The sequence below is a fragment of the Lysinibacillus sp. OL1 genome (assembly GCF_004332175.1).
Classification (GTDB): Bacteria; Bacillota; Bacilli; order Bacillales_A; family Planococcaceae; genus Lysinibacillus; species Lysinibacillus capsici.
In genome coordinates this window covers 93,980-120,337 of record NZ_SJDS01000012.1, presented here as the reverse complement: position 1 = coordinate 120,337, position 26,358 = coordinate 93,980, and the positions used below count along the sequence as shown (strand labels likewise).

Below are 26,358 nucleotides of genomic sequence, written 5' to 3'. Positions count from 1 at the left end.
CGTATAAATCGTTGAATGAAGTAGAATCTTATGAAGCAGGAAGGTATGTTATGAAACGAGCAAGAATCATTTATAATCCTACATCTGGACGCGAAGTGTTTAAGAAACATCTACCAGAGGTGTTGGAAAAACTAGAGGTAGCAGGCTATGAGACATCCTGTCACGCAACAACATGTGAAGGCGATGCAACGCTTGCAGCAAAAAATGCGGTAGAACGCGGTTTTGATATCATCATCGCAGTTGGTGGAGATGGCACATTAAATGAAGTTGTTTCAGGTGTAAGTCCATTTGAAAACCGTCCGAAAGTTGGTCTAATTCCAATGGGCACTACAAATGATTTTGCCCGTGCCGTGCATATCCCTCGAAATATTGAAGAGGCAGTAGACATTATTATTCAAGGCGACACATTGCCAGTGGATGTTGGTCTCTTAAATGGCGAACGCTATTTCATCAATATTGCTGCTGGCGGACGTATTACAGAGCTTACTTACGAAGTACCAAGCAAAATGAAAACAATGCTTGGTCAGCTAGCCTATTATGTAAAGGCAGTTGAGATGATTCCATCCATCAAAGCCTCACATATGCGCATTGAATATGATGGCGAAGTATTTGATGGCGACGCTATGATGTTCCTATGTGGGTTAACGAATTCAGTAGGCGGCTTTGAAAAACTAGCTCCTGATGCAAGCATTAATGATGGTTACTTTACTTTAATAGTGCTAAAGAAGGTAAGTCTTCCTGAATTTATTCAGCTAGCTGCCATGGCACTAAGAGGCGAACATTTAAATGATGATCGTGTCATCTACAAGAAAGCTAGTGTTGTCAAAGTGACTACAGAAAATGAGGTCCACCTTAACCTCGATGGCGAATATGGCGGAGACGCTCCTGCTACATTTGAAAACCTAAAGCGTCACATCGAAATCTTTGTTCCACTCGCAGATATTCGAGAGGAAGACCGTATTTAATGAACCCGAAAAGCTCATCCGATTTTATTGAGGATGAGCTTTATTTTGTATTTTTTGGTTGATTGCTTGAAGCGCTCTCAAAGGAGGTGAGGCCGCTCCAAATTAAAATTCCATCATTAGAATAAAATTGGCTAAATCCCATAAACTAAGCTTTAGAAGTAAGAATGTGAATGAAATTAGAAAAATGTTTGGCAAATGTGCGTATATTACTTGAACAAAATTTGAAACCTTAATAATAGACTGAAGTTTCGGTCCGTTATTAAGGTTTTTTTCGTTGGAATAGTGGAAAATGGGGGTATGGATAAGGGAAAGGAAGTGTTGCCTTTGTATAAGTCACAAGAAAAGAAGCTTATATGGCTAAGCTTTGGTGTTGCAATCATTATGCTACTTTCTATTCTTGGAAGAATATTTGGAAGTTAAGGGGGCAATGAGATGATTAATGAATCAGCGGTCTATTGGAGCCGAGCATTAACGGAGTTAACATTATCGTTCCATATTATTTATGCAACAATTGGTGTGGGTGTCCCGTTAATGATTATGATTGCTCAATGGACTGGGTATAAAAAGAATGATGAACATTATATCTTAATGGCAAGACGTTGGGCCCGTGGTTTTGTCATTACTGTAGCAGTCGGTGTGGTAACTGGAACCGCAATCGGCTTACAACTATCATTATTGTGGCCTAATTTTATGCAACTCGCTGGTCAAACAATTGCGTTACCACTTTTTATGGAAACGTTTGCATTTTTCTTTGAGGCGATATTCTTGGGCATCTATTTATATACTTGGGATCGCTTTGATAGTCAGAAAAAGCATATGCTTCTGTTAATCCCTGTTGCTGTCGGAGCATCCATGTCAGCAGTCTTTATCACAATCGTTAATGCTTTTATGAACGCACCAAGAGGATTTGATATCGTAGACGGAGAACTTGTTAATATTCAACCTTTTCTTGCAATGTTTAACCCCGCCATGCCAACGAAGGTTGCACATGTACTTGTGACAGCGTACATGACATCGGCTTTTGTGCTAGCAGCTATTGCAGGATTTAGAATGTTAAAAGGCTCGAAGCATGTATACCATAAAAAATCACTACTTTTACTAATGAAAATTGGCTTGATTTTCTCCATAGCAGCCGCTGTGATTGGAGATTTTTCAGGAAAATACTTAGCCGAATATCAACCCGAAAAACTAGCAGCAGCAGAATGGCATTTTGAAACAGAAGGTAAGGCGTCTCTTGTATTATTTGGTGTCTTAGATGGAGAAGAAGTTAAATATGCTATTAAAATTCCGTATGCTTTAAGCATTCTTGCACATTTTAATCCTAATGCAGAGGTAATCGGCTTAGATCAATTTGAGGAAGAGGATCTACCGCCACTCTATATTCACTATCTCTTTGATATCATGGTTTCCATTGGTATGTTTATGCTGCTAGTTTCATTACTTTATGTTGTAGGGAAAGCACGGGGCTGGCAGTTTATTCATTCAAGATGGTATAGATGGATTATCGTAGCGGGTGGACCACTATCAATTATCGCCATTGAAGCAGGTTGGTGGCTTGCCGAAGTTGGACGTCAACCATGGATACTTTATGGACTAATGCGTACACCTGAGGGAGCTACGACGAGCGACCATGTCGATTTAATGCTGCTTTTATTCGCAGGCGTCTATGCAGTATTAGCAGTGGGAAGTATTGTCGTATTGGTAAGAATGTTTAAAAAGAACCCAATCGAACGCGAGATTGAAGATCGCCACTCTGAAAAAGGCGGTGACATCCTATGACGTTAGAGATTTTAGGTATTTCAGTATTATGGATATTCCTATTTGGCTATGTCATTGTCGCATCAATCGATTTTGGTGCTGGCTTCTTTAATGCATACAGTCTACTTATTGGAAAAAATCATATTTTAACAAATATTATTAAACGTTATTTATCGCCTGTTTGGGAAGTTACCAATGTCTTTTTAGTATTCTTCTTTGTAGGAATCGTAGGATTTTTCCCGCAAACCGCTTTTTATTACGGAACGATTTTACTTGTGCCCGTTAGTATTTCGCTTGTACTATTGGCAATTCGAGGCTCCTATTATGCCTTTGAATCGTATGGTACACGAGGCCATATCGGATATACACTGACATATGGTGTAGCAGGTTTATTAATTCCCGCTTCTTTATCCGTTGTCTTTGCCATTGCTGGTGGAGGCTATGTTGATGTAATTGATGGGCAGCCTATGCTGAACTACTGGACTTTATATACAAGTCCATTTGCTTGGAGCATAGTGGTACTCAGTATCGCTGCTGTATTGTATATTTCAGCCGTATTTTTAACATGGTACGCGCATAAAGCAAATGATAGCGAAGCAACGAAACTGATGAGAAAATATGCTCTTGTGTGGGCAGCACCGCTAATGATTAGTGCGCTTGGCATTATGTATGAAATGAAATCCATCAACCCAGAGAGCTACAGTCATATGGTAAATTTATGGTGGATGTTTGCGATTTCAGCTGTCTTATTTATTGTCACAGTCGTACTCATTGCCATGCGTAAAAAGTACGGACTTGCAGTTGGGCTCCTGATTGCTCAATTTGCCGTAGCCTTCTTTGCTTATGGAATAGCTCAATATCCATACCTACTGTATCCGTATTTAACCATTTACGATAGCTTTACAAGCACACAAATGGCGATTGCTTTAGTTATCGCATTTATTTTAGGACTGTGTCTTCTTCTTCCTTCACTTTATTTATTGATGAAACTATTCTTATTCAATAAAAAATATGTGACAGGAAAAGAAGACAATCACGCATAGGAGGAAAGCACATATGCAAAGTTTTTTAATTTTTTATGCACCTTTTATTGTCGTCATACTTGGGATCTTGTGTGCATTTTGGTGGGCACCAAGGGATTATCATATTACAAAAGAGCAGGAAAAGAGTCGCGAATAGCGACTCTTTTTTCAAGTTAATTAGCAGAGACACGCAACAGCCAAGTCTTGTTCTTTTTTCATTCGCCAACACATGCTACAATAAGGAGATTGAAATGGAGGATGTACGAATGTCAGCACCCGTAAAAAAAAATGAACGACTTTCAGTTTATATAGAAGATCTAACGCATGATGGCAATGGTGTCGCAAAGGTTGAAGGTTATCCACTATTCATACAAGGCGCACTGCCAAACGAAACGGCCGAAATCCATGTGTTAAAAACATTAAAAAACTATGGCTTTGCAAAGGTAATAGATATTATCAAGCCATCTCCAGACCGTGTTGAAGCTCCATGTGATTACTTCAAGCAGTGTGGCGGCTGTCAATTACAGCATTTATCCTATGAGGGGCAGCTAAAATGGAAAGAAAATATGGTGCGCAATGTGATGCAGCGGATTGGTAAAATTCATGCACCTGTTCACCCAGTAAAAGGTATGAAAGAACCTTGGCACTACCGTAATAAAGCACAAATTCCTTTCTCTGAAAATGAAGCAGGACAAGCGATTGCAGGCTTTTATAAAACAAAAACGCATAGCATTGTGGATATGGATCGCTGTTTAATTCAAACAGGAGAAGCAGATGCAATTCTTGCAGGCTTGAAAAAGGAATTAGCAACGTTAGGTGTTCGCTCTTACAATGAGCATACACATGAAGGCATGTTGCGTCATGTCGTTATCCGTAAAGCACGAGCAACAGGCGAAGTCATGGTTGTCCTTGTAACGAAAAAGAAAAAGTTCCCACAAAAAGAGGCAGCTATTGCAGTCATCCAAAAGCTAGTGCCAAACGTTACATCGATTATGCAAAATGTGAATAGTGAGAAAACCAATGTTATTTTTGGTGATGACACAATCAACCTTTGGGGTAAAGACGTTATTATTGATACAATTGGTGACGTACGTTTTGAAATCTCTGCTCGCTCCTTCTATCAAGTCAATCCAGAGCAAACAGAGGTCCTCTACAAGCAAGCACTAGATTATGCTGACTTGCAGGGAGATGAACGTGTCATTGATGCGTATTGTGGAATTGGTACGATCTCTTTATTCCTTGCTCAAAAAGCAAAGGCTGTCATGGGCGTGGAAATTGTCCCACAAGCGATTGAAGATGCCAAACGCAACGCACTGCTTAATGGCTTTACAAATACTTATTTTGAAGCAGGGCCAGCAGAGGAAGTTATCCCAAGATGGTATAAAGAAGGCAAGGAAGCAGACGTACTAGTCGTCGATCCACCGCGCAAAGGCTGCGATGAAGCACTGCTAACTACGATTCTAGAGCAACGACCAAAACGAGTGGTCTACGTATCCTGTAACCCAGCCACACTAGCACGCGATCTTCGCATTTTAGAGGATGGCGGCTATCAAACGCAGGAAATCCAGCCAGTGGATATGTTCCCACATTCGACGCATGTAGAGTGTGTCTCGCAACTCATTTTAAAAGAAGGCAACTAACCATGGCTAGTTGCCCTTCTATACAGTTTTTATTCTACTTGTAAGGGGTTCACGAAGGTGTAATGAATATGGATATAACCATCGTGAGTACAAGTAATTTTCTCAACCAATGAATGAAGAATAGGAGGCGTTAGTGCATCTAAGGAAAGAACATCTTTTAGTTTTCTCCCTATAGATACTGCATAATTTTCTTCTTCACATTCGGATGCTTTTTCATTTAATTGAGCTTTCTTAGTTTGTAGTTCCTTAATATTGTTATCTGTTAAATCTCGATACTCAATCAGTTCTTCTTTCGAGATAATATTGTCAGTATATAAATGGACATATTCAAGTTTCTTTTGTTTTAAAGCATCAATATCAGATTTAGTTTTTTCTAGCTCTTTTTGAATTTGATGCTTTTTCTTATTGAGTTTTTTCAACAAGGTCTGTACAAAACTTTCCTCTTTCAAAGTATTGTATAATGGCTTTAGGTCATTCATGATAACGTCAATTAATTCTCTTTCACGCACTGCAGTTTTATTCACACAGAACGTATCACCATGCCTTAAGTTGCCACCACACCGATACCCTTTCTGATTGGCTTTGTACCACATACCTTTCTGACATTCTTCACAGTAAAGTAAGTTTGTAAAAAGGTGTTTTTGTGGTGCAGTACCTGATTTTGTTCGACGTTGCAATAACTCCTGAACTTTATTGAATGTTTCTTTTTCAATAATAGACTCATGAGTGTTCTCATTGAAGATTTGATTCTCTTCATCAATTTCTCTTCTATATGAAGAAGTTACAGATATCGTTTCAGATCGACCTTGTACGAGATCCCCAATATAGTGTCTGTTCTTAAGAATTTTCTTAATTGTAGAACCATGCCATTGTGTTGATGCATTTGATTTCTTGGCAACTTGTGCAGGTGTAAGCACTTTTTCTGTCGTCAAATTTTTAGCAATGGTATCCATACCTATACCTTCGAGATAATCAGAGAATATCCGCCTTACAATATTTGGCTTATCATCTTCTTTTATTTTCAATACACCATTATCAACTGAATAGCCATACGGAGGATGGGAACCAATGTAGAGACCGCGTTGTGCTTTTACCTTTTTTGCTTGTTTGTTTCGACGGCTGCTATTTGCTGACTCAGTTTCATATAGCCAAGCGAATAGTCCAAAGTTTTGAACGTTTCCTTCCAGTGTATTTATGGAATTATCAAGGCAGACTATATGGATATTGTTAAATTGACAGATATCCCGTAGTTCATAAGAAAGTTTACCATTCCTTGCTAAACGTGATAATTCCTTTGCTAAGATGACATCATACTCACCATCTTTACCATCTTTAATTAAAGCCTTCAATCCAGGACGATTGCTCTTTGTCCCAGTTTTTTTATCTGTATAAACTTTTACGATTTCCCAGTTTTTTTGAGCAGCGTAATTATTAAAAATGTCGATTTGATTTTCAATAGATGTTGCTTGTGAATCCATGTTTGTTGAAACGCGTGCGTATACTGCGCATCTCATACATAATCACCACCATGATTAATTTTTTTATGAGATGCTGGTGGGTTTATAGCATTAGTATTTACTTTCTTTTCGAGTTCTAATTCAATTAGTTGACGTAAAATATGTGAAGCATTTACTGCTTTATCAGATGATGCATATGATCGAATAATTTTCATTAAAATGTTTCTCCTTTATAATTACTGATAAAAATAAAAAACCGCAGAATCACATAGCCAAAAAAGTTTGACTATGTGACCTCTGCGGTTTTCGCTTATCGGGTTACAATATTTGATTAAGCATTTCTTAAATCATTATATCTTTGCATTTTTATATTTTAAGACTCTTAAAAAAATAATTATTTTTTAAGTTTAGATTTTCGGTTACTTGACCATAAATGAATTATAGCTTTCGGTTATATAGCCATCGAAGTATACTAAGATGGTTGGAAAACCGAATGGCTATGCTCTAAATCGCTTGATATCAAGGGATTTAGAAGTAAGTAGTTTTGTGAAAGTATAATTAGTAAATTTTATTTCGGTTTCCTAACCAGTCAAAATATCGTTTTATTTAAATTGTTCGGTAATATAGCCAGTTGAAATATCTAATGAAACAAATGGAGATAGGCGGTAATTAATATGAATTTCGTTGTTATTCGCAAAGTTAATTGCAACCTCTTCAAAATACATTAAGAAAAATACTCGTAATTCAGTATCAGTAAAATTAAAAAAGCTTTGTTGTATCATTTCTTTTAAAATTTTGTCGAGATAATCATCTTTAAGAAGAGAATCAATTTCATCTAGTGTTTCATTTGTATAGATTAATTCATTTTTTAAATGCTGCTGGGTAGTATGAAAAACCTCGGCTAAAAGAGAGTTATTCTCAATATCTGTAGACATCATAATTTGGTTATATTGTACTTTTTCAAGAAGTTGTTTTATGCTACTTGTTGTTTTAGTAAGTTTAGTAGACCAACTTTTTAGTTGCTCCTTAGAGGTAGCTGAAAAGTTAAGGAGCTGTGTATTCCATTTTTTCTGCAGATCATTTAGCACAGCTTGATGAGTAGTGATTATTGGTACAGATTTTTTACATCTTGTACATTTATAAATCATGTATTTTCCGTTTTTACCCTTTGGAGAATTATCTTTTGCAACTAAAAAACAATTACATTTTTTACATTTTATTATTGTGCGGAGATAATATGGTGTATTCATTGTGCCAAATTGCTTTTTTAAATCATTTACTTGTTTAGATAAGTGAAAGACTGTTGGACTAACAATGGGTTCATGAACATTTTTGAATAAATCTATCTCTGATTCATGCTTCGGTTTACTAGATTCATAACTAGTCCTAACGTTCCAAGCTAGATTTCCTGAGTAAACCTTATTTGAAAGAATATATCCGATTGTGCTACTGTTCCAATACTTCACTTTTTTAGTTGTAATGTTACATTTGTTTAGGTAATCAGCAATTTTTTCATTAGAGTGTCCCCAACAAGCTAAATGGAAAATTAATTGGACTATTTCAGCATCTTTATTAGGATGTAAAACCCCCCCGATCATATCATAGCCAATAGGGGTGCGACTCCCAGGTCTTGTTGGATGCTCACGGTACAGTAAACTTTTTTGAGCATCTTTTGCTCGGACAGATTTTATTTCTGATTCCTCTGCAGCAAAGACAAGCTTTGCCTGCACGATTGGATCATTTGGATTCCATTCTGCTTCAGATTGAGTACTAAAAAATTTGACATGAGGATACTCCATTTTAATCGGCGAGTAAACCTCATTGAAAAAATCAGTAATGCTTCTAGTTATACGAGACTCTTCGTAGAAGCAGACAGCCTCTGCACCATTCTTAATATCTTCAATAATTAGTTTAATACCTACTCGTTTACTAATGTTATTATGAAATGCACTAGCAGCCTTATCAGCTCGCCATGCAATGATTTCGAGATTTTCCCTTTCTGCTAATGATTGAATATGGCTTTTTTGGATTTCTAATGAATGATTATCTTCCTGTTTCAGATCAGAGTAACGTAAATAACCAGTAGATTTTAATTTTTTCATGAGACCCTATCCTCCTTGTCAAATGATGAAAGGAATAGTTCAACATGTACATAAGTTTCATAAACTTTTACTTTATCAATAAGCAATTCGGACAGTCGTTGAAGGTCTTGTAGTGTTAAATCTAATGTAAGAGGCGTTAATAGTGAACGAATTTCTAAAATTTCTTCCCGGAGTTTCTGTAGACTTAGCAAATCTTGTTCTAAATCATTGTACTTATCTTTTAAAGATTGTAGTTTATCTAAAAGCTTTGCAATAGCAGGTTTTCTTTTTACATCGATAGTACTTAGCGTTAGTGAATTATCTAGGAATTCAGATTTAGTTATCTCTAATTCTTTTTGTAGCCTTTTATTTTCTGAGATGATGCGTTTAGAAATAATGCTTTTTAAATGTTTGGCGGAAATCGATTGGATGTGTTCTAATAATGTTTGTTTAACTAAACTATTTAACTCTTCAACTGTGATTGAAAGTCGTTTGTGGTTATTACTACATACAAAGTTTCCTATATCAAATACATTCTCTCTTCGATGCTTCATTACATTTCCGCACTTCTCGCAATTTGGTAGCACTAAAAACTGGTTATTGGCACCTTCTAAACTTTTTTGATAATAAGAAAAATACTCATCTAGCTTAGATTTACCTTTAAGAAAAAGATCTAAATCAATTATTGGTGTTACATGAGGTAATATTTGATAACCACTTTTTGTTTCATAGTGTCCAGCGTAAAAAGGATTTGATAAAATACGAAACAACTTTTCAGGATTATTTAAACCTTTACGTTTCACCATTAAAAAGTTTAGAAACTGATCACCGTCTTGGACATTACTAAAATCCTCAAATAATGAAAGAATTACATCTTTTTTATCCTCATTAATTTGGAAACGAGCTTGGTCATCTTCTTTTATTCGTGTGTAGCCAAAAAGACGTGAAGGATATTGTTTGCGAGCATCATTCGTACGTGTACGAATATTTTCGCCTTCAAGTTGCCCAAACATTCCATAAAATGCTTCGAGGGCTAGCTTGTTTTTAAAGGGTGGTTCATTACTAGCTGTGTATACAACTTCTACATTATATTTAATAAAAATCTTTGTTAAATCTACAAATTCATAAAAGTTTCGAGCTAAACGATCACGTTTATAAACGATTAGCTTTTCTACTTTGAATTCTTTAATTAGGCTAATTAATTCAACCAATTTTGGTCGCTGGTCCATTTTTAATTTTGTTGCAGAAACATCGTAATCAGATAGATAAATAATTGTTTCCTCGTCTCCGCTTAAATCAATCGATTCAAGATATCTTTTTGCAGCAGTTTCTTGTAATTCAAGACTTTGTGCTGCTGAACTGACCCGCATATAAATAACTATTATTTTTTTCATGTAAATTATCCTTTCTTATTAATCAGTAAAGCTCGTAGTCTATAATCATCTTTCACGACATGGTCTAATAGCGTTTTCTCAATAAAACGTCTAAACCATAGTTCTGATTCTGATGATAGCTCTTCAGAGTAACTGACTTTGACAACTCGATATTTTTCTTTCATTTTTGTTCCCTCCAGTATGATTTTGTAATAATCATTGCCTGGAGAGAAACTTTTTATACGTTAGTTCTCCGAATCTCTTTTTTCATCCTTATTAAAATTCAGTGATAATTGCACAACATCTGCAATCGAAGATTTTTTCTTCCTTGGATTAACAATCACTTTTGTTTGGTATCCGGGAATTTGAAGTTTTCTTATAATCTTGTTCATGCTTTTGTTCCTGTAGGTGGATGAACAAATTAATAACAGTTCTAGAGATACCGGAGGTTTCACAATGGTCTAAACATTGTTTATTCGATTCAGTGTTTTTTAGATAATCTCTGTCCTCCACCGTAGGGGACCCCTCCTTTCTAAATAGAGTGTAAAAGTTATAAAGATGCTCTTGGCCTCAAGCGTTATACATCTTACTCTTGGGGTACGAATTTTCTTATAGGTCAAATTGACCATTTACATCTGATGATATCTATTCTTTTTTTATTTAAAGAGAAAATAAAAAGACATAGTGGGAACATCCACTTCGTCTTTTGATATACAAGTTGCATTCACAACATTAATATTATTCGTATTTAAATTTAAATTTTTCGTTGGGAAATTTAGTTTGAAATTTAAAAACAGAACACAAATATGTAATTTTCCCATTTTCATATAAAATAATATAGTATTATACAATTGTGTTTTTAGGGTAAATACACTAACATTTGGATGGGAGGGGATAGAATGACAAATCCACATTCTGCAGTGGACTCATATTTAGGTTATTACTATCAGGGAATGTATGCTTTAGTGACATTACTAGATGCTAATGACTACGATAAAGTTAGTATTGAAACAGCAGATGATGTTTATTTAGTAGGTAGGGAAAAACATTTATATCAATTAAAACATAGTATAAAAGTCGCGGGATTTTTAAATGAAAAAAATGATGGATTGTGGAAAACTCTAAGAATTTGGGCGGGATTGATACAAAAAGATCTTATTGATGAAAAAACATACTTTATTTTTGCAACTCCTTTAAAAATAGATGAAAAATGTTCGTTAAATAAATTATCTGTTACTGGATCAGAAAGACAAGATGTTATTGATTCACTTTTATATGAAGCAAAGAGAGTTTCTAATGCTAGAGTTAAGGCTGAAAAAGAAAATAAAGAAATACCATATAAAACTAGATGGCCTGGATGTAAGGCGTATCTTGAGTTAACAGAGATACAAAAGAAAGATTTGATAGATAGATTAACAATCCATCCTAGTAATTTTAATATTAAGGGCATTAATTATGAAGTAGAGAAAAGAATTAAAAATACTATTCCACCCAAAATACGAAAAAAATTCGTGGAAAGATTACTAGAGTGGTGGGAACGTAGAGTAGTATTAGGTCTAATAGAAGAGTCTGATAGAGAAATAAGTAAATTAGAACTAACACAACAAATTCATAATTTGTATATTAGTTTTCAGGAAGATAGCCTCCCAGATGATTATAGTGATAAAGCTGATGAGGCAGATATTGATGGTGAACTGGGTGGGAATATGGAATTACAAATTGAAATTGTTAACGGGGGATCTAGTAGAAAAAAAAGAGCTGCTAAAGTAAGATGGCAAGCTAGAAATCAAAGAGAAAAATGGTTAGAAGATGATATTTTATTTAGTAATGAATTAAATAAGTATGACAATCATTTAGTTCAACTTTGGGAAGATTCTTTCCTCCCTATGAAAGATGATTTAGAGGGATGTGAAGAAGAAAAGAGAATTAGAATTGGTCGAGATTTGTTAGACTGGTCTCATAAAACAGCACCATATGAAGTAGTATCTATTAAGTCTAATTGGAAGCAGTCTTACTTAGTACAAGGGACTTATCAGCAACTTGCAGATGAACTTAAGGTTGGTTGGCATCCAGATTATGAAATGAAAATCAAAAAGGAGGAATAAGTGTGATTTCTTCTGATATATACGCATCAACTAACCCCGCTTTTTGTTCTTTAGTTCTTTGGCATTTTCTAAAGGGGTATGAGGAAGTAAGTACTGAAGGGTGTGAGTTACCAATTCTTTTCTTACCTATTCCAATTGTACTATCGAAAAGTAATAGAGAAGCTTTTATTGGAACAAATACAAGTACAGGATTATTAACATGGCTAACAAGAGAGCCACAAGTTTTAATTAATATTGCAGAAAGAATAGAGTCGACAAACAATATCACTAGAGAATCGATAATATTTGGTATCGGGAATGATATAATTTCGATTAATAATCATGGTAAGTTTTACCAAAATAATAAAGGTATAGTACAAAAACGCCTTAAAATATTTTTAAATACACCACCTGGGGAGGATTTAAAAGAAATTTTTTCAGTATCTAAAAAACTAGGGAATTGGTGTGGACAAATGAATTCTTCAAAAATCATATTAAATATTATGGGGTTAACATTATGAACAGATGGAATATAAAAAAAATATTTCTTTATAGTCATCATGAAAAAATGAAAGAATTGGAATTTAATCTTGAAGATGTAACAATTATTACAGGAGATTCTCAGACAGGTAAATCTGCAATTCCAGAAATTATTGACTACTTAATGGGGTCAAGTGAATGTCATATTCCGAGTTTTGTGCGCTCTAGTCTTAGTTGGGTAGGTATTCTTTGGGTTAAAGGAAACGTAAATTTTGCTTTTTTTAGAAAGGTTCCTAATATCGGTAAAAAGTCGAGTGGTGAAATTTATTTTGATAAAGGAGTTAATATTGACATTCCCAATAGAGCTAGTGAAATTAAAAAGACTACTAATTTAGAGGGAGGGCTTAATCACTTTGAAAGTATATTAGGAATTGGTAATGTTAAAACCGAATCATTTATAGAAAATAGTACTTCAAAAAAGATCTCAGTTAGAAATACTATGCCATATTTAATACAAGATGATGACGTTATTATAAGTAAAAACACATTATTAAGAGGTGCAAACGAACCTGAGAAAAAAAATAATATAGTTCAATCATTGCCATATTTTTTTAATGTTATAGATGAGAGTACTTTAGAAAAAGAACTTGAATATAATAAAATGAAAAAGCAAATTACAAGATTAGAGAAAAAAATAGAAATATATAATAAATTGAATGAGGGAGTTAATAATAAATTGTTGAGCTTAATTCAAGAAGCTTCACAACTCGGATTATGTGATGATATTAATTCTATGAATTATTCAGAAAAAGACTATGTAGATACTTTAAAAAAAGTGATACGTTGGAATGTGAAAAAAGAAACAAAAATAGTTGAAGATAAAACCCCTCTTTTACATAATCAGTTAGCAGAAGCTCAAGCTAAAGCTATAGAAATAAAGAATAAAATTCATTCTGCGCGTGATAGGTTAAATGTTATGAATAATTTCGATAAAACTGTTAATAATCAAAGAAGAAAACTTGAAGTTATAAATATATTTAAAAATCCATCAGATATTCATGAGTGTCCACTTTGTTCTAGTACAATAAAAACTGAGGTTTCAGCGGTTAAAAAAATAAATGATCTAGTTAATAAAGTACAAACTGATTTAGGCGGAATTGAAAGAGATCGTCCTAAATTAGATAACTACATTAATGAACTTCAAGTTGAATTAAGTTCAGTAGAGCAGAAAATAGATACTTTGAAGAATCAAATTAAAACGATTATTAACGAAAATGAGCAAGCAGAAGAAAACTTAAATATTCTTGAACGTAGATATAGAACAATCGGAAGAATAAGTTTGTATTTAGAAACTATAGAAAATGATTATAATGATACTCCTGATAAAGATGTCAGATTGCTAAATTCTTTAAAAGAACGATTTAATTATTTACATGAAGAAGTAAACATTGAAGGAAGATTGGAATCTTTAAAGAATATAGAAAGACGAATTTCTTCAGATGCAACACAAATAATATCTAATTTACCATTTGAGGGCAGATACAAAGATAATCCGGTTTATATAAATTTACGAAATTTAAATGTAGGTGTTTCATTAATAACGCATAGTGAAAGTATGCGTGATGTGGGTTCTGATGAGAATTACCTTAGTTTACACGTAGCATTTTTATTAGCAATGCATCGCCAATTTGCTAAATTAAATAGTCCAGTTCCTGGAGTATTATTATTCGATCAGTTAAGTCGTCCTTATTTCCCACCAGATAAAGAGCCAGAAGAGGTACAAATTGATAATGAGAGATCAAGTTTATTAACGTTTTTTGAGGCCCTATTTAATGAGGTCGATCGTGGAGAATCTTTACAAATTATTGTACTAGAACATGCATATTTTAGAAACAATGATAGATATAAATCAGCAGTAAAGTATAGATGGAAAAAAGGTACAAGTGGATTAATACCAAAAGGATGGCCTGAAAAGAAATAAATATTTATATTCTAATTTTAAATATGACTTCCGCAAATAAGGATTTAAGATATGCCACTTCTGTTTTTTACAAATTTTTATATACGACAGCATGATCACTTGTATCATTCTAAAATCAAAAGAAACTATTTGAGCAATATCAATTTTTATAAATATTAAACTATTAATATGTAAATTAGGAGAGAGCAATAAATGAATAATTATAAGCAATTTAGAGTAGTCTCGAAAAATGATTATTTAATTTATTTAAGACAAATTATTGTAGGCTTAAATAAGCATTTTAAATCATTAAAAAAGTATATCAATGAAATGGAAAATTTGGTAAAAAATATAGGTTTATTAGAAAATCCGAAGCTTGAGATTGAAGCAACTTTATACGAGGATTATAGAGATAAAACTCAATTTGTTGAAAACAAAATATTAAATTTACTTGGGGATATGCAAAATGATTCGATGTCCTATAATAAATTTAAGAGAAAGCTTGTGAAACGCAATATAGAAGTTAAACAATTAATTGGAGAAATACCAAATGAATTATCAGAAATGCTTAATGAAATGAATAACTCTAGAAACTGGGGGCTACATGAACCTGAATCTCTTTTAAATGCGCATCTTGAAAATATTAAAGAGTTTTGGCCGAAAGAAGAGTTGGAACGGTATTTAAATAATTTTAATCCAATTTATATAGCAAAATTCAATAAGTATGAAGGACATTGGTTATTAAGTCTTTATCATAGTTGTTTTCATAGCTTAGAAAATTATAAAGAAATTTATAATTACATTATTAAAGATTATGAGATTTTGAGTGGAAATAAAGATGTTCAAATAGTTTTTAATGAGGCAGGCACTCGTCCATTTAAATTAGATATAAAAATACCTGAAACTTCTATGAAAATTCAGAAAAAGCAATATAAATAGAATTCAAGGAGGAACTTTTAATGGGAATCACTGATCCTACTAGAAAAAAATTATGGAGTCGTTCAGGTAATAAATGTGCTATGTGTAAAACCCAGTTAATTTCAGATAACGAAGATGTTATAGGCCAAGAATGTCACATTAAGGGTAAAGAGCCAGGAAGTGAAAGACACGATAGTACGATGAGTAAACAAGAAGTAGATAGTTATGGAAATTTGATATTGTTATGCCCAAATCATCATGTTCTAATCGATAAAAAAGGTAATGGTATGGTATATACAGTTGAATTTTTACTTGAATTAAAAGAGCAGCATGAAGAAGAGGTTAGAGGTAGAGAAGTTGTCTTATTTAAAGACCAACTAAAAGAAAGTGATTTAGTTAGAGTTTACAATAAATTAAGTTTTGGAACATATTATGAGTTGTTTAAAGAATCAATTGAAGAGTTTTTTGATCTAACAACATCAGAACAAAATATGATGTTTTACCTTTTTGGAAGATATGATCTTGGTAAATTTAATATTCCTAAAATCTCAAAAAAAGGTGGGGATAATTTGATAATTATCAAGGCTTTATTAGACAACAACTTTTTAAGTTTCCGAGAAGAAATTTCACTATATGTAGAAACCGGTTTTGGTTTAGATGATTTAAATAGTAATATGGATGTAATAACTCAAAAGGCATATGAACATAATTGGGATTTAGGGAAACATGGGAAGATAGTGTTGAAATGTTTTAAGGATTTTGGACGTCCTACAGATATATCTTCATTTAAGAAAAAATTTAAGAACTAAAGATTTCAGGGATACTACTACATCATCTTAAAATATATTGTTCACTATTAGCACTGACCACTTTGTGAAGCGGTTACATGGTTGGAGCTTTTATAATATACAACGTACACACACGATTCAGAAACAATTCTGAAATTCTTATTCGGAAACCTCGCAAAAGGTTTTCGGATTTTTATTTAGATTATAAAGTATTGTTTTTTACAAAAACGTATACAGAAGAGGTTAAGACAGATTAAACATGACTATATACAGGAGGAAGACACTGTTGAGGTGTATGACTTTATTAGTTATTTATATATGAAATGGGAAAAGGGAGAGTTGAACTTGAAAATATTGATTCCTTTTTCACGATAAAGAATTAGACCGTCAAATTTAAAAAAGACGTAATATTTATCAAAGGAGAATTAATTTGATAGAAATTAATTGGGATGTCTTTAAAGTAAAGAATAAAGATTATACAACTGCTTTTGAATTGCTATGTTATCACATTTTTTGCAGAAGATTTGGACAAACAGAAGGAATTATTGCTGATTTTAATCAAGTGGGTCTTGAAACTATGCCTATTTTATATTCTGATGGAAAGTATTATGGCTTCCAAGCTAAATTCTTTGAAAGAGCAAATTATAGTAATATTGAAAAGTCGATAAGTAAAGCACTTAAAACATTTACTAACGAAGAACAAGAAAAAAATCAATTAAATCATATAGTCATCTTTTTAAATTGTAAAATTCAATCAAGTAGTAAGGGTGCTCAAAAAATTGTAGATCTATGTGCAAAAAAAGGTGTGACGGTGGAGTGGTTTATCACAAATCATTTCGAATCAGTTTTAAATAAACCTAAGAATTTAGATTTAGCTCATCTCTTCTTTGGTGAGCCCGATAAGTTAGGATTTATTTTAGATAGTAAGAACATTAGATCAAATACTCTTCTTTTATCGAAAGAATTTATAGAATTAGAGCTACAGGTAGAGGAGAAAAGAAAATCAATCACTGATTACTCTAAAGAAATTCTAAAAAGTAAAAATAAAATACATTTATTATCAGGTAGTCCCGGATCAGGGAAAAGTGTATGTATGAATAAAATATTACAACTTTATACAGGGAATGATAAAAGTAGTGAAGCGGAAAAAATAGCTGTTATAGATAAAATTGCGGCTATGACGATGTATGTAAATTTAAATATTGTTTCCCTAGACAATTTAGAAAATATAATTCGTAACCGACAGAATGATTATAGAATTAGGGATCGAGGTACCAAGTTTATCTACCTGTTTGATGGTTTAGATGAAGTATCAGATCTTAGAATTGATACAACATTGTCATATATTTTTGAGTTAGCGGACAAAGTATCAACTAAATCAATAATTATTTCTTCAAGATTAGCAAGTCCAAATAAATTCAAATTGAAAATGGGTTATAAAAATATTGTTGAACATCAAATAGTTGGCTTGTCAAAGAAACAAATACAAATGTATTTTTCAAGTAAAGGTGTAAGTGAAAAACAGAAGCTGCTTAGTACACTTGAAAAATCTAATCCAACATTTTTTGAAAGCATTCAAGATACTTTGACATTATCAATATTATGGAAAGAAATTGATAAAATCAACCGAGATAGTTATATAACAGACTTAATAGAAATCCATATTAATGAGACTTTAAATAATATAGCTCATACAAAATATCTATATGAATTAAATCTACCAAATCCCAAAATAGAGACTATCATTGAATTAAATAAGCAAATATCTTTATATAGTTTTGAACATCAAATTATCAGTATTAAATATGAGGAAATATATTCATTATTTTTAGAGCTATTACCAAGATGTGATTATCAAGAAATAAATAGGATAATTGATTTCATGGCAGAGAATTACTTTGATGTCTACGGGACTAACACTGTACAATCATATACCTATAAGCATAGAAGGTATTCTGAATACTTTCTTATGCTAAGTATTGTTGAGAAAATGGAGGATGATAGCAATTTTCTCCGTGAAAAGTATTTGTTAACAAATAATGACTTTTTCTATAAAATGTTAATCCCATATTTGAAAAATAAAGCTAATAAAACAAATAATATAGTTTTATCTCAAAGTTTAGGATTATATGATGTTTACTTGGGTAACAACAGAAATTGGGGAGCTGATGATCCTAATTATAAATGGTCAGACTACTTACCATACGCTTTAACTAGCCAGAAAAACGAGGTATTTGAAGTTATCATAAATGATAATAATCTTATGTTTAGAGACTATCTATTAGGGTTGCCAAATAAGATTATAGAAAAATTGCAAAGTTTAAAAACCAAAGCCAGATTTAAAGATACAGAAATTGATTATTTTTTAAATATCTATCTTAGAAGTATAGTCGAGCTACATAAACAGAATAAGAGGGAAACTGTAATACTTTTTGTTGCGAAATATGAAGAAATTATGCAGATAATTATTGAAGTTAAATATAATCTCAATTACACAGATGAAAAATCTGCAAATGAATTTTGGAGAAATAAGTTTTATATTGATATTGTTATAATACAAAGAAACATAGATGATTATAAAAAAATGCTATCCGAGAATGCACGTGATTTATTTGCAGAGGATTTTATGAGAGAAAACCCCCCAATCAAATTAACTGTTATGAAGTCATTAACGTATATTTTAACTACGGAACACCCAAATGAATTTGTGTCATTTATAAAAGACTTCAATGAATATCAATTGGGAGCCTATCTAATTTCCATTTGTGAACCTGAGTGTTTAGCGTTAATTCACCAACATCCAGATTTGAAAAATGAAATCACAAAAAGAGTTAGCTCTTTAAATCCTACTGAAGGTTTAAATCAGGCCTTATTATATGGGTTTAAAAAATATGTAGGTGAAGATTTAACGGATGAAGAAATTAATTGTATTGAAAAATATGTAACCGAATTAGGAAGAATAGAAAGTTCTGTATTTTGGAAAAACCATCATAATGTTATTGCATTTTTATCATTGCCAAATAGAAACAATAAAAGCATGGAAATTATTTTGCATAGAAGTTTAATGACATACAACGATTTTTATAAAATGTATGTTTTATTGTTAGATGGAACTGGTTCTTTAGCTAAAATGGTAAAATTATTCTCCTCCTCTACTGTTTATAAAAATTCAATTGTTGGATATTATGCTCGTTTGCTACTTGGTAACGCATTTGTATTTAATGAGGAAAATATAAAATCGGTTAAGGGTTGTATTAATTACCTCAATCATAAGAAAATAGAAAATATTCAAGTGATTTTTTTCCAAATAAAGAAAACCAATTGTAAAAAGTATAGGGAATTATTTAGTGCTTTTGAGTTATTAGGGTTAACATCTGAAGAAAATTACAAAGATATAGATTACTCGAGTACAAGCGAATCTATGTTCATATTATCCTATTTGTTATCTGATTTTGATGAAGATAAAAGCTATGAATTTTTATTAAGCGGTGTCGATCATGGGATTATGAGGATGAATTCCAGAAAAGATACTTTAGCTGATGAGATACTTATTGGGTCCTTTGAAATTTTACTTCAAAATCATTGGATTTCAAAAGAACAAGCATATGTATACATTGATAAACTAATAGATATAGCTTTTAAATTAAATAATAACAATGTAGCCAATAGTGTATCTGAGATGTTAATTAATGTATTGATTAGAACTAATTTTGAAATCGCATTCTATTGTTATAAAAAGTTAATCAAGTTTGAAAAGTTAAGTAATGAGTTACATCGTGAAGTTGCAGTGACAATGGTTGATTTAGGATTACCTTTAACAGAAGTTGAAGAATGTATCATGAATTTTGATTCTTATTTCGATAATTATAATCAAACAACAAATTTGTCCTATTTTTATGGAAAAATACAAGTATACTTAGCTTTAGCCTTATCAGATTTTTATAGTAAAAGAGAACAAGTCGAGGTTTTTGAAAATATTCGAAACGAGATAGATAGGCTTGATTATGCAGGTTGGGGAAGAGAGTTATATTCAACAGAGTTTCAGAGTTATAGCAGATTATGTGAACAATTTTCGAAACCGATAGATGTAGATGAGAAAAAAGAAGCAGAATATAATACGACTCTAACTTTATCTAACTCAGAAAAAATGGACTTAATGAAAATTATTAATGAGTTGGATTCTGAAAAAAAAGTGGAACAATTTTTCGCTGATTTTGACTCTAAGTATTGTGTGGATGCCCTTGAACATTATGAATGTTTGGTTAGTATATCCTTAGAATTTTTTGGTGGTATTGATATATTAATTAATCATATGCGTGAAAATAGATATCCGGATATGACCCATCTAAAGAAAAACAGTAAATACTTATATTTGGGGATAGTTGCAGCTTTAGATAATGGAAATTCAAAACAGCAAATGGTAAATTACCTTATAAATGAAGGTGGTGGACATGATAGTTATTTAGAATTGATGAAAGTATATGAAGTATTAGGAGACAAAAATATGTGTTTAAACCTATTTAAGAGCTTAGTTAATGATGTCAACCTATTCGTTTACTAGCCTTTTATTATACTTCTTAACGTTTTTTGAAATGTTTTAATGTCTATTTCCAAATGGATAAGGTTAAAGCAGTTAGAGCTATCTTGCAGCAGATTTCTTATACAAAATTTGAACAAATTCAACAAGTTGCTAAGTATAATGAAGGAATATAAGGATAATGATGATTTTGTATTTGATAATTTTGTTTTAAGAATAAAGAATTATCGATATGCAATTAGTTTTTTGAAGGAGAGTGACGAATTAAGTCCTTTATATGTCTTGCGAATTTATGTTAATTTAGCAAATGTTTATAATGAAAATAGGCTAGATCCCACTGAAATAGGAACCTAGCCATTATTGTAAACCCACCAGCACCAATGTGTTGCCACAGACACTCTACACATTGTGAAGCCGTGGCATGGCTTAAGTTAAATGTGTAACACATTACTAAACTCATCTATACAATATAAAAATTACCGTTTTAGGACGGAATTTAGTTAAAATCAATAAAAACTCGGATTCGATCAAATACGAATCCGAGTTTTTTTCGATGTAATTTCATCCATCTGAAACCTTCACTAATTGAGTCAATTCACATTGACAAAAACCATTCAAAACATCTTATCACTTATAAACTATATCATTGTGTACCTCTAGTTTTAATTGTTTTTTTCTCCAATATGACTTAAAAGAGACTCTGTCAATTCTCGTCTTATTTGCGTGATATGGTTTTCCATGAGTTGCTTAGCTTGGTTCGCATCTCCAGAAGCAATGGCTAAGTAAATTTTTTTATGTTCATCGATGGTTTCTTGCGTTCGTTCTGGATCTTCCAAGCGTTGTCTGCGGGTAGCTCGGATTGTGTCTTGCATATGCTCACTAAGGGTTTGAAATAATTGCAAAAATATAGAGTTATGTGAAGCGAGTACAATATTATGATGGAAACTTAGGTCTGCTTGAATTCCTAATTCTACATCATTTTTACCTTGATCCATCATGTCTAATGCTTTGCTAATTCGTTCTAAGTCTTCAGAAGTAGCTCGTCGGGAAGCTAAAAAGGCACACTCTACTTCAAGTGCTTGGCGAAGTTCCAACATTTCATAAATTAATTTTTTTTCAGTATTTATAATTGTAGAGGAAAGCTCTTCACCTAAAGTATGGGATTCTACTGTTTTAATAAAGCTACCACTGCCTTGTTTAATTTCAATAAATCCCTTTATTTCAAGCTTTCGAAGTGCCTCTCTTACGGATGTCCGACTGACATTAAAACGACTCGCTAATTCTCTTTCTGTCGGGAGTTTATCCCCAGGCTGTAATTCACCATTTAAAAAATATTCCTTTATTTGATCAACGATTACCTGATACGCTTTTTTCTTTGGTTGAGGCATTACCTATCTCACCACCTTAAATACATAGTACTATAAACGCTTTAATCATACAGAAATACAGCATGTTTATCAATTTACGAAAAAAATTAATAGTTGATATTTTCTGAATATTTAGTACAATGTAAAAAGGTTGGACCAATTTTAAGAATACGGAAAATTGGTATGACATATAAATTTATCAATTAAACAATCCAAATACTATGAGAGTAAAAGGGGAAGGAAAAAATGATTATTACAAATGAAGAATTAGTGAGGGCCCTACGAAATGTTCTTCCAGAAATTGAAGTGACAATTAATCAAACGATTTTAGAACAGCATAGCAGTGATGAATCCTATCATAGTGCCTGTCTACCCGATATTGTGGTGTTTCCGACAAAGACAGAAGAAGTGAGTAAGATAATGAACATAGCAAATCAATACAAAGTACCAATAGTGCCATTTGGAAGAGGAACAAGCTTAGAAGGACATGTGATTCCTTATAATCATGGGATAACAATTGATTTTTCACTCATGAACAGAATAGTAGAAGTTAGAGAGAAGGACTTTCTTGTGAAAGTTCAACCAGGGGTGACACGTTCTCAATTGAATAAAGAGTTAAAGAAATATGGATTATTTTTCTCCGTAGACCCAGGAGCAGATGCGACAATTGGAGGAATGGCCGCAACAAATGCTAGTGGGACAACATCTGTTAAATATGGAACTATGCGCGATCAAGTTCGAGATTTAGAGGTTGTTCTGTCAGATGGAACCGTGATTCATACAGGGAATTTAGCAGAGAAATCTTCATCGGGCTATCATTTAAACGGTCTATTTGTTGGGTCAGAGGGAACACTTGGTTGTTTTACTGAGTTGACGTTAAGAGTTTATGGTATTCCTGAATGTGTCATGGCTGCTAGAGCGTCCTTCGAAACAGTGAATGATGCTGTGGAAGGAGTTGTGAGTATTCTACAAGCGGCAATTCCCATTGCAAGAGTTGAACTTGTAGATGAACCTTCAATGAAACAAGTGAACTTGTATAGTCAAACAGCTTATGAGGAACAACCAACCTTATTTTTAGAGTTTGAGGGGAATGAGGCTGGCTTAAAGCAAGATATAGAATTTATGAAAGAGATTGTAGCGGCTCATAATTGCAAAAATATTGAATTTGAGATGGATAATGCAGCCCGAAATCAGCTATGGGAAGCTCGCCATAATTTAGCTTACGCCTATGTCCATGGTCATCCAGGAAAAAAACTAATGGTAACCGATGTTTGCTTACCGATATCCGAGTTAGCAGGTGCTATTGAACATGCAAGAGAAGCACTTGATATGTTAGCGCTTACAGGTGGGGTTGTTGGACATGTTGGTGATGGCAATTTCCATGTACTATTAATGATTGATATGAATGATCCAAAGGAAATAAAGAAAGCTGATGAATTAAATGAGTTGATTGTGATGTATGCACTAGAACGAGGAGGAACTTGCACAGGAGAACATGGTGTGGGCATTGGTAAGCAGAAATATCAAGAGAAAGAACACGGTAAAGCACTTCTAGTGATGGAAAAGATTAAACAAGCACTTGACCCTGACACACTTTTCAATCCGAATAAAATATTGAAAATAAAAATATAGGGAGTGGAAATATGAAGATTTTAGAAACGATTAGTACCATTGCTGGTAAATACTTTGCTATATGGGTTATTTGTATTGCTGTTATTGCCTTTATAGCTCCAAAACCCTTTTTAATATTTGGGGGGTATATCACGATTTTGCTAGGCATTGTTATGTTTGGCATGGGTCTGACGCTAAAAGCAGTAGACTTTAAATTGGTTATAACGAATCCAGTACCAGTCATTATTGGTGTATGTGCTCAATATGTTATCATGCCACTTTCCGCTTTTTTAATTGCTTATATAATGAACTTGCCAGCAGAATTAGCTGCAGGGCTAGTCCTTCTTGGATCTGTACCAGGTGGAACTGCTTCAAACGTCATGGTGTATTTAGCTAAAGGAAATGTACCTTTGTCCATCACAATGACATCCTTTTCGACATTATTAGCTCCAATTGCCACACCATTCATCCTATTATTGCTTGCAGGTAAATGGATGCCAGTTGATCCCATAGCGATGTTTACTTCAATTATTCAAGTAATTATTATCCCTATTATCCTAGGGATTATTATCAGAAGAGTTGTTCCTCAAATCGTAGAAAAAAGTATTAATGTGATTCCTCTTATTTCAGTAGTTGCTATTATGATTATTGTATCTGCTGTTGTTGCTGGTAATGTCGATACCATCGCTTCGGCAGGCTCCATTATTTTTGCAGCTGTAGTGCTTCATAACGCATTCGGATTGTTATTTGGTTATATAACAGCTCGTGTATTAGGCCTCGATGAAAGCAATCGAAGAGCTATTTCAATTGAAGTTGGCATGCAGAACTCTGGTCTGGGTGTAGCGTTAGCCACTGCCCACTTCGGTCCCTTAGCGGCCCTACCTAGTGTACTTGGGGCTGTTTGGCATAATATTTCTGGTCCGATTCTCGCTACCTATTGGTCGAAAAAACCAGAGAAACCAGAGGTACAGTATAATAAACAGATGCAAGAAGATAACCGCAGAACTCAAATATAGAAAGTAAATATTTGAATTCCACCCGATAGTAGTGCAGTCATATTATCTATTTTGTTTAAATCCACCTCACAAATGGATCCATTCGAAAAAATATAGGAATGAAAATTAGGTATAATAAAAGTAGATGAGGTAGAAACAATCTATACCATCTACTTTTTTGTTTGTTAAAATACCATTTAGGACTGATTTTCGTTAAAATAAACATTGTTGATTTTTGCATTAGCTAATGAGATAAATGTAACATTTGACTTTATAATTTTTAACTGAGAGCATGGAGTTTTATCCATAGTGAGAGGATTTGGAATTAACATGATCGATAATTTTTGGCGTGATTTACCACGACCATTTTTTGTATTGGCACCGATGGAAGATGTGACAGATGTTGTGTTTCGTCACGTTGTAAGTGAAGCAGGTCGACCAGATGTGTTTTTTACTGAGTTTACAAATTCCGATAGCTACTGTCATCCAGAGGGAAAGAAAAGTGTGCACGGTCGTTTGCTCTTTACAGAAGATGAGCAGCCAATGGTGGCACATATTTGGGGAGATAATCCCGAATATTTCCGTGAAATGAGTATTGGCATGGCAGAGCTAGGTTTTAAAGGCATTGATATTAACATGGGCTGCCCTGTACCGAATGTAGCATCAAGAGGGAAGGGGAGTGGCCTTATTCTCCGACCAGATGTGGCCGCAGAATTAATTCAAGCAGCAAAAGCGGGCGGACTGCCTGTTAGCGTGAAAACACGGCTTGGCTACAAGGATGTAAATGAGTGGGAGGATTGGCTAACGCATATATTAAAGCAGGATATTGCGAACCTTTCGATTCACCTACGAACAAGAAAGGAAATGAGCCTAGTAGATGCGCATTGGGAGCTTATTCCGGAAATCAAAAAACTACGTGACCGTATTGCACCTAATACGCTACTGACGATCAATGGAGATATTCCTGACCGTCAAACGGGACTTCAACTAGCTGAACAATACGGGATTGATGGCGTAATGATTGGACGAGGTATTTTTAAAAATCCTTTTGCTTTTGAAAAGGAGCCAAAAGAGCATAGCAGTAAAGAGTATCTTAATCTTTTAAGACTGCAGCTCGATCTTCAAGATCAATACGCGGAAGAACTACCACGTTCCATCACAGGGCTTCATCGCTTCTTCAAAATTTATGTCAAAGGATTCAGAGGAGCTGGTGAATTAAGAAGTCAATTGATGAACACAAAATCAACGGATGAAGTGCGTGTATTGCTAGACAACTTTGAATCAAACAATATTGAATGACAATGAAATGATGGAACCACTAA

At 33.4% G+C, this 26,358-nt stretch carries 20 protein-coding genes; 14 read left to right on the top strand and 6 right to left on the bottom strand.

What is annotated here, in order from left to right:
- Positions 1-50 precede the first annotated feature (50 nt).
- The 5 genes from EW028_RS19410 (at position 51) to rlmD (ending at position 5,385) form a co-directional block, all read left to right on the top strand.
- The gene (locus EW028_RS19410) at positions 51-965 is read left to right on the top strand and encodes a diacylglycerol kinase (RefSeq protein WP_004225701.1); all 915 of its coding nucleotides are present in this window, start codon (positions 51-53) and stop codon (positions 963-965) included.
- A 432-nt stretch (positions 966-1,397) separates the two neighbouring features.
- Positions 1,398-2,744: a cytochrome ubiquinol oxidase subunit I gene (locus tag EW028_RS19405; protein WP_131521994.1), complete on the top strand. Its 1,347-nt coding sequence runs from the start codon at positions 1,398-1,400 to the stop codon at positions 2,742-2,744.
- Entirely contained in the window at positions 2,741-3,766 is a 1,026-nt protein-coding gene (locus EW028_RS19400; protein WP_131521993.1) for a cytochrome d ubiquinol oxidase subunit II, read from the top strand. Before EW028_RS19405 ends, EW028_RS19400 begins: the two co-directional genes overlap by 4 nt.
- A gap of 13 nt (positions 3,767-3,779) precedes the next feature.
- The gene (gene cydS / locus EW028_RS25925) at positions 3,780-3,902 is read left to right on the top strand and encodes a cytochrome bd oxidase small subunit CydS family protein (RefSeq protein WP_004225690.1); all 123 of its coding nucleotides are present in this window, start codon (positions 3,780-3,782) and stop codon (positions 3,900-3,902) included.
- 109 nt (positions 3,903-4,011) lie between these two features.
- On the top strand, positions 4,012-5,385 hold the full coding sequence (rlmD, locus tag EW028_RS19395; RefSeq protein WP_131522013.1) for a 23S rRNA (uracil(1939)-C(5))-methyltransferase RlmD: 1,374 nt from the start codon (positions 4,012-4,014) through the stop codon (positions 5,383-5,385).
- Positions 5,386-5,414: 29 nt separating this feature from the next.
- On the opposite strand, the gene EW028_RS19390 is transcribed toward rlmD, so the two are convergent.
- From EW028_RS19390 to EW028_RS25355, 5 genes are all read right to left on the bottom strand, one after another.
- On the bottom strand, positions 5,415-6,899 hold the full coding sequence (locus tag EW028_RS19390; RefSeq protein WP_131521992.1) for a recombinase family protein: 1,485 nt from the start codon (positions 6,897-6,899) through the stop codon (positions 5,415-5,417).
- Positions 6,896-7,057, bottom strand: a complete 162-nt coding sequence (locus tag EW028_RS25360; protein ID WP_193767405.1) for a hypothetical protein — start codon at positions 7,055-7,057, stop codon at positions 6,896-6,898. Before EW028_RS25360 ends, EW028_RS19390 begins: the two co-directional genes overlap by 4 nt.
- A 387-nt stretch (positions 7,058-7,444) precedes the next feature.
- Complete coding sequence (locus EW028_RS19385; protein ID WP_131521991.1) at positions 7,445-8,944, bottom strand: recombinase family protein; 1,500 nt, start codon at positions 8,942-8,944, stop codon at positions 7,445-7,447.
- The gene (locus tag EW028_RS19380) at positions 8,941-10,317 is read right to left on the bottom strand and encodes a recombinase family protein (RefSeq protein ID WP_131521990.1); all 1,377 of its coding nucleotides are present in this window, start codon (positions 10,315-10,317) and stop codon (positions 8,941-8,943) included. The genes EW028_RS19385 and EW028_RS19380 overlap by 4 nt, the downstream gene beginning before the upstream one ends.
- 5 nt (positions 10,318-10,322) lie before the next feature.
- Positions 10,323-10,481, bottom strand: coding sequence for a hypothetical protein (locus EW028_RS25355; RefSeq protein WP_193767404.1), 159 nt, complete (start codon positions 10,479-10,481; stop codon positions 10,323-10,325).
- 714 nt (positions 10,482-11,195) lie between these two features.
- Between EW028_RS25355 and EW028_RS19375 the strand changes: the two genes are divergently transcribed.
- The 6 genes from EW028_RS19375 to EW028_RS19350 all read left to right on the top strand — a co-directional run bounded on the left by EW028_RS19375 (position 11,196) and on the right by EW028_RS19350 (position 21,087).
- Positions 11,196-12,401, top strand: coding sequence for an ABC-three component system protein (locus tag EW028_RS19375; RefSeq protein ID WP_131521989.1), 1,206 nt, complete (start codon positions 11,196-11,198; stop codon positions 12,399-12,401).
- A gap of 2 nt (positions 12,402-12,403) precedes the next feature.
- Entirely contained in the window at positions 12,404-12,901 is a 498-nt protein-coding gene (locus EW028_RS19370) for a three component ABC system middle component (protein WP_131521988.1), read from the top strand.
- Complete coding sequence (locus EW028_RS19365) at positions 12,898-14,841, top strand: DUF3732 domain-containing protein (protein WP_131521987.1); 1,944 nt, start codon at positions 12,898-12,900, stop codon at positions 14,839-14,841. The genes EW028_RS19370 and EW028_RS19365 overlap by 4 nt, the downstream gene beginning before the upstream one ends.
- A gap of 192 nt (positions 14,842-15,033) precedes the next feature.
- Positions 15,034-15,759 carry a hypothetical protein gene (locus tag EW028_RS19360; RefSeq protein WP_131521986.1) on the top strand — a complete coding sequence of 242 codons (726 nt, stop codon included), beginning with the start codon at positions 15,034-15,036 and terminating at the stop codon, positions 15,757-15,759.
- A 20-nt stretch (positions 15,760-15,779) separates the two neighbouring features.
- A complete protein-coding gene (locus tag EW028_RS19355; protein WP_131521985.1) occupies positions 15,780-16,547 on the top strand; it encodes an HNH endonuclease in 768 nt (255 codons plus the stop codon).
- Between the two features lie 409 nt (positions 16,548-16,956).
- Entirely contained in the window at positions 16,957-21,087 is a 4,131-nt protein-coding gene (locus EW028_RS19350) for an NACHT domain-containing protein (protein ID WP_131521984.1), read from the top strand.
- A 638-nt stretch (positions 21,088-21,725) separates the two neighbouring features.
- On the opposite strand, the gene EW028_RS19345 is transcribed toward EW028_RS19350, so the two are convergent.
- A complete protein-coding gene (locus tag EW028_RS19345) occupies positions 21,726-22,451 on the bottom strand; it encodes a FadR/GntR family transcriptional regulator (RefSeq protein WP_131521983.1) in 726 nt (241 codons plus the stop codon).
- Between the two features lie 225 nt (positions 22,452-22,676).
- On the opposite strand from EW028_RS19345, the gene EW028_RS19340 reads away from it, so the two are divergent.
- The 3 genes from EW028_RS19340 (at position 22,677) to EW028_RS19330 (ending at position 26,335) form a co-directional block, all read left to right on the top strand.
- A complete protein-coding gene (locus EW028_RS19340) occupies positions 22,677-24,062 on the top strand; it encodes an FAD-binding oxidoreductase (RefSeq protein WP_131521982.1) in 1,386 nt (461 codons plus the stop codon).
- An 11-nt stretch (positions 24,063-24,073) separates the two neighbouring features.
- Positions 24,074-25,057, top strand: a complete 984-nt coding sequence (locus EW028_RS19335; RefSeq protein ID WP_131521981.1) for a bile acid:sodium symporter family protein — start codon at positions 24,074-24,076, stop codon at positions 25,055-25,057.
- A 309-nt stretch (positions 25,058-25,366) separates the two neighbouring features.
- Positions 25,367-26,335, top strand: coding sequence for a tRNA dihydrouridine synthase (locus tag EW028_RS19330; protein ID WP_048394862.1), 969 nt, complete (start codon positions 25,367-25,369; stop codon positions 26,333-26,335).
- Positions 26,336-26,358: the final 23 nt, after the last annotated feature.

What these genes read in the sequence shown, in the direction of transcription:
- EW028_RS19375 (WP_131521989.1), top strand. Translation starts at nt 11,196, where the DNA reads ATGACAAATCCACATTCTGCAGTGGACTCATATTTAGGTTATTACTAT.
- EW028_RS19410 (WP_004225701.1), top strand. Translation starts at nt 51, where the DNA reads ATGAAACGAGCAAGAATCATTTATAATCCTACATCTGGACGCGAAGTG.
- EW028_RS19380 (WP_131521990.1), bottom strand. Translation starts at nt 10,317, where the DNA reads ATGAAAAAAATAATAGTTATTTATATGCGGGTCAGTTCAGCAGCACAA.
- EW028_RS19385 (WP_131521991.1), bottom strand. Translation starts at nt 8,944, where the DNA reads ATGAAAAAATTAAAATCTACTGGTTATTTACGTTACTCTGATCTGAAA.
- EW028_RS19355 (WP_131521985.1), top strand. Translation starts at nt 15,780, where the DNA reads ATGGGAATCACTGATCCTACTAGAAAAAAATTATGGAGTCGTTCAGGT.
- EW028_RS19360 (WP_131521986.1), top strand. Translation starts at nt 15,034, where the DNA reads ATGAATAATTATAAGCAATTTAGAGTAGTCTCGAAAAATGATTATTTA.
- EW028_RS19390 (WP_131521992.1), bottom strand. Translation starts at nt 6,899, where the DNA reads ATGAGATGCGCAGTATACGCACGCGTTTCAACAAACATGGATTCACAA.
- EW028_RS25355 (WP_193767404.1), bottom strand. Translation starts at nt 10,481, where the DNA reads ATGAAAGAAAAATATCGAGTTGTCAAAGTCAGTTACTCTGAAGAGCTA.
- EW028_RS19330 (WP_048394862.1), top strand. Translation starts at nt 25,367, where the DNA reads ATGATCGATAATTTTTGGCGTGATTTACCACGACCATTTTTTGTATTG.
- rlmD (WP_131522013.1), top strand. Translation starts at nt 4,012, where the DNA reads ATGTCAGCACCCGTAAAAAAAAATGAACGACTTTCAGTTTATATAGAA.
- EW028_RS19405 (WP_131521994.1), top strand. Translation starts at nt 1,398, where the DNA reads ATGATTAATGAATCAGCGGTCTATTGGAGCCGAGCATTAACGGAGTTA.
- EW028_RS19345 (WP_131521983.1), bottom strand. Translation starts at nt 22,451, where the DNA reads ATGCCTCAACCAAAGAAAAAAGCGTATCAGGTAATCGTTGATCAAATA.
- EW028_RS19340 (WP_131521982.1), top strand. Translation starts at nt 22,677, where the DNA reads ATGATTATTACAAATGAAGAATTAGTGAGGGCCCTACGAAATGTTCTT.
- EW028_RS25360 (WP_193767405.1), bottom strand. Translation starts at nt 7,057, where the DNA reads ATGAAAATTATTCGATCATATGCATCATCTGATAAAGCAGTAAATGCT.
- cydS (WP_004225690.1), top strand. Translation starts at nt 3,780, where the DNA reads ATGCAAAGTTTTTTAATTTTTTATGCACCTTTTATTGTCGTCATACTT.
- EW028_RS19335 (WP_131521981.1), top strand. Translation starts at nt 24,074, where the DNA reads ATGAAGATTTTAGAAACGATTAGTACCATTGCTGGTAAATACTTTGCT.
- EW028_RS19400 (WP_131521993.1), top strand. Translation starts at nt 2,741, where the DNA reads ATGACGTTAGAGATTTTAGGTATTTCAGTATTATGGATATTCCTATTT.
- EW028_RS19365 (WP_131521987.1), top strand. Translation starts at nt 12,898, where the DNA reads ATGAACAGATGGAATATAAAAAAAATATTTCTTTATAGTCATCATGAA.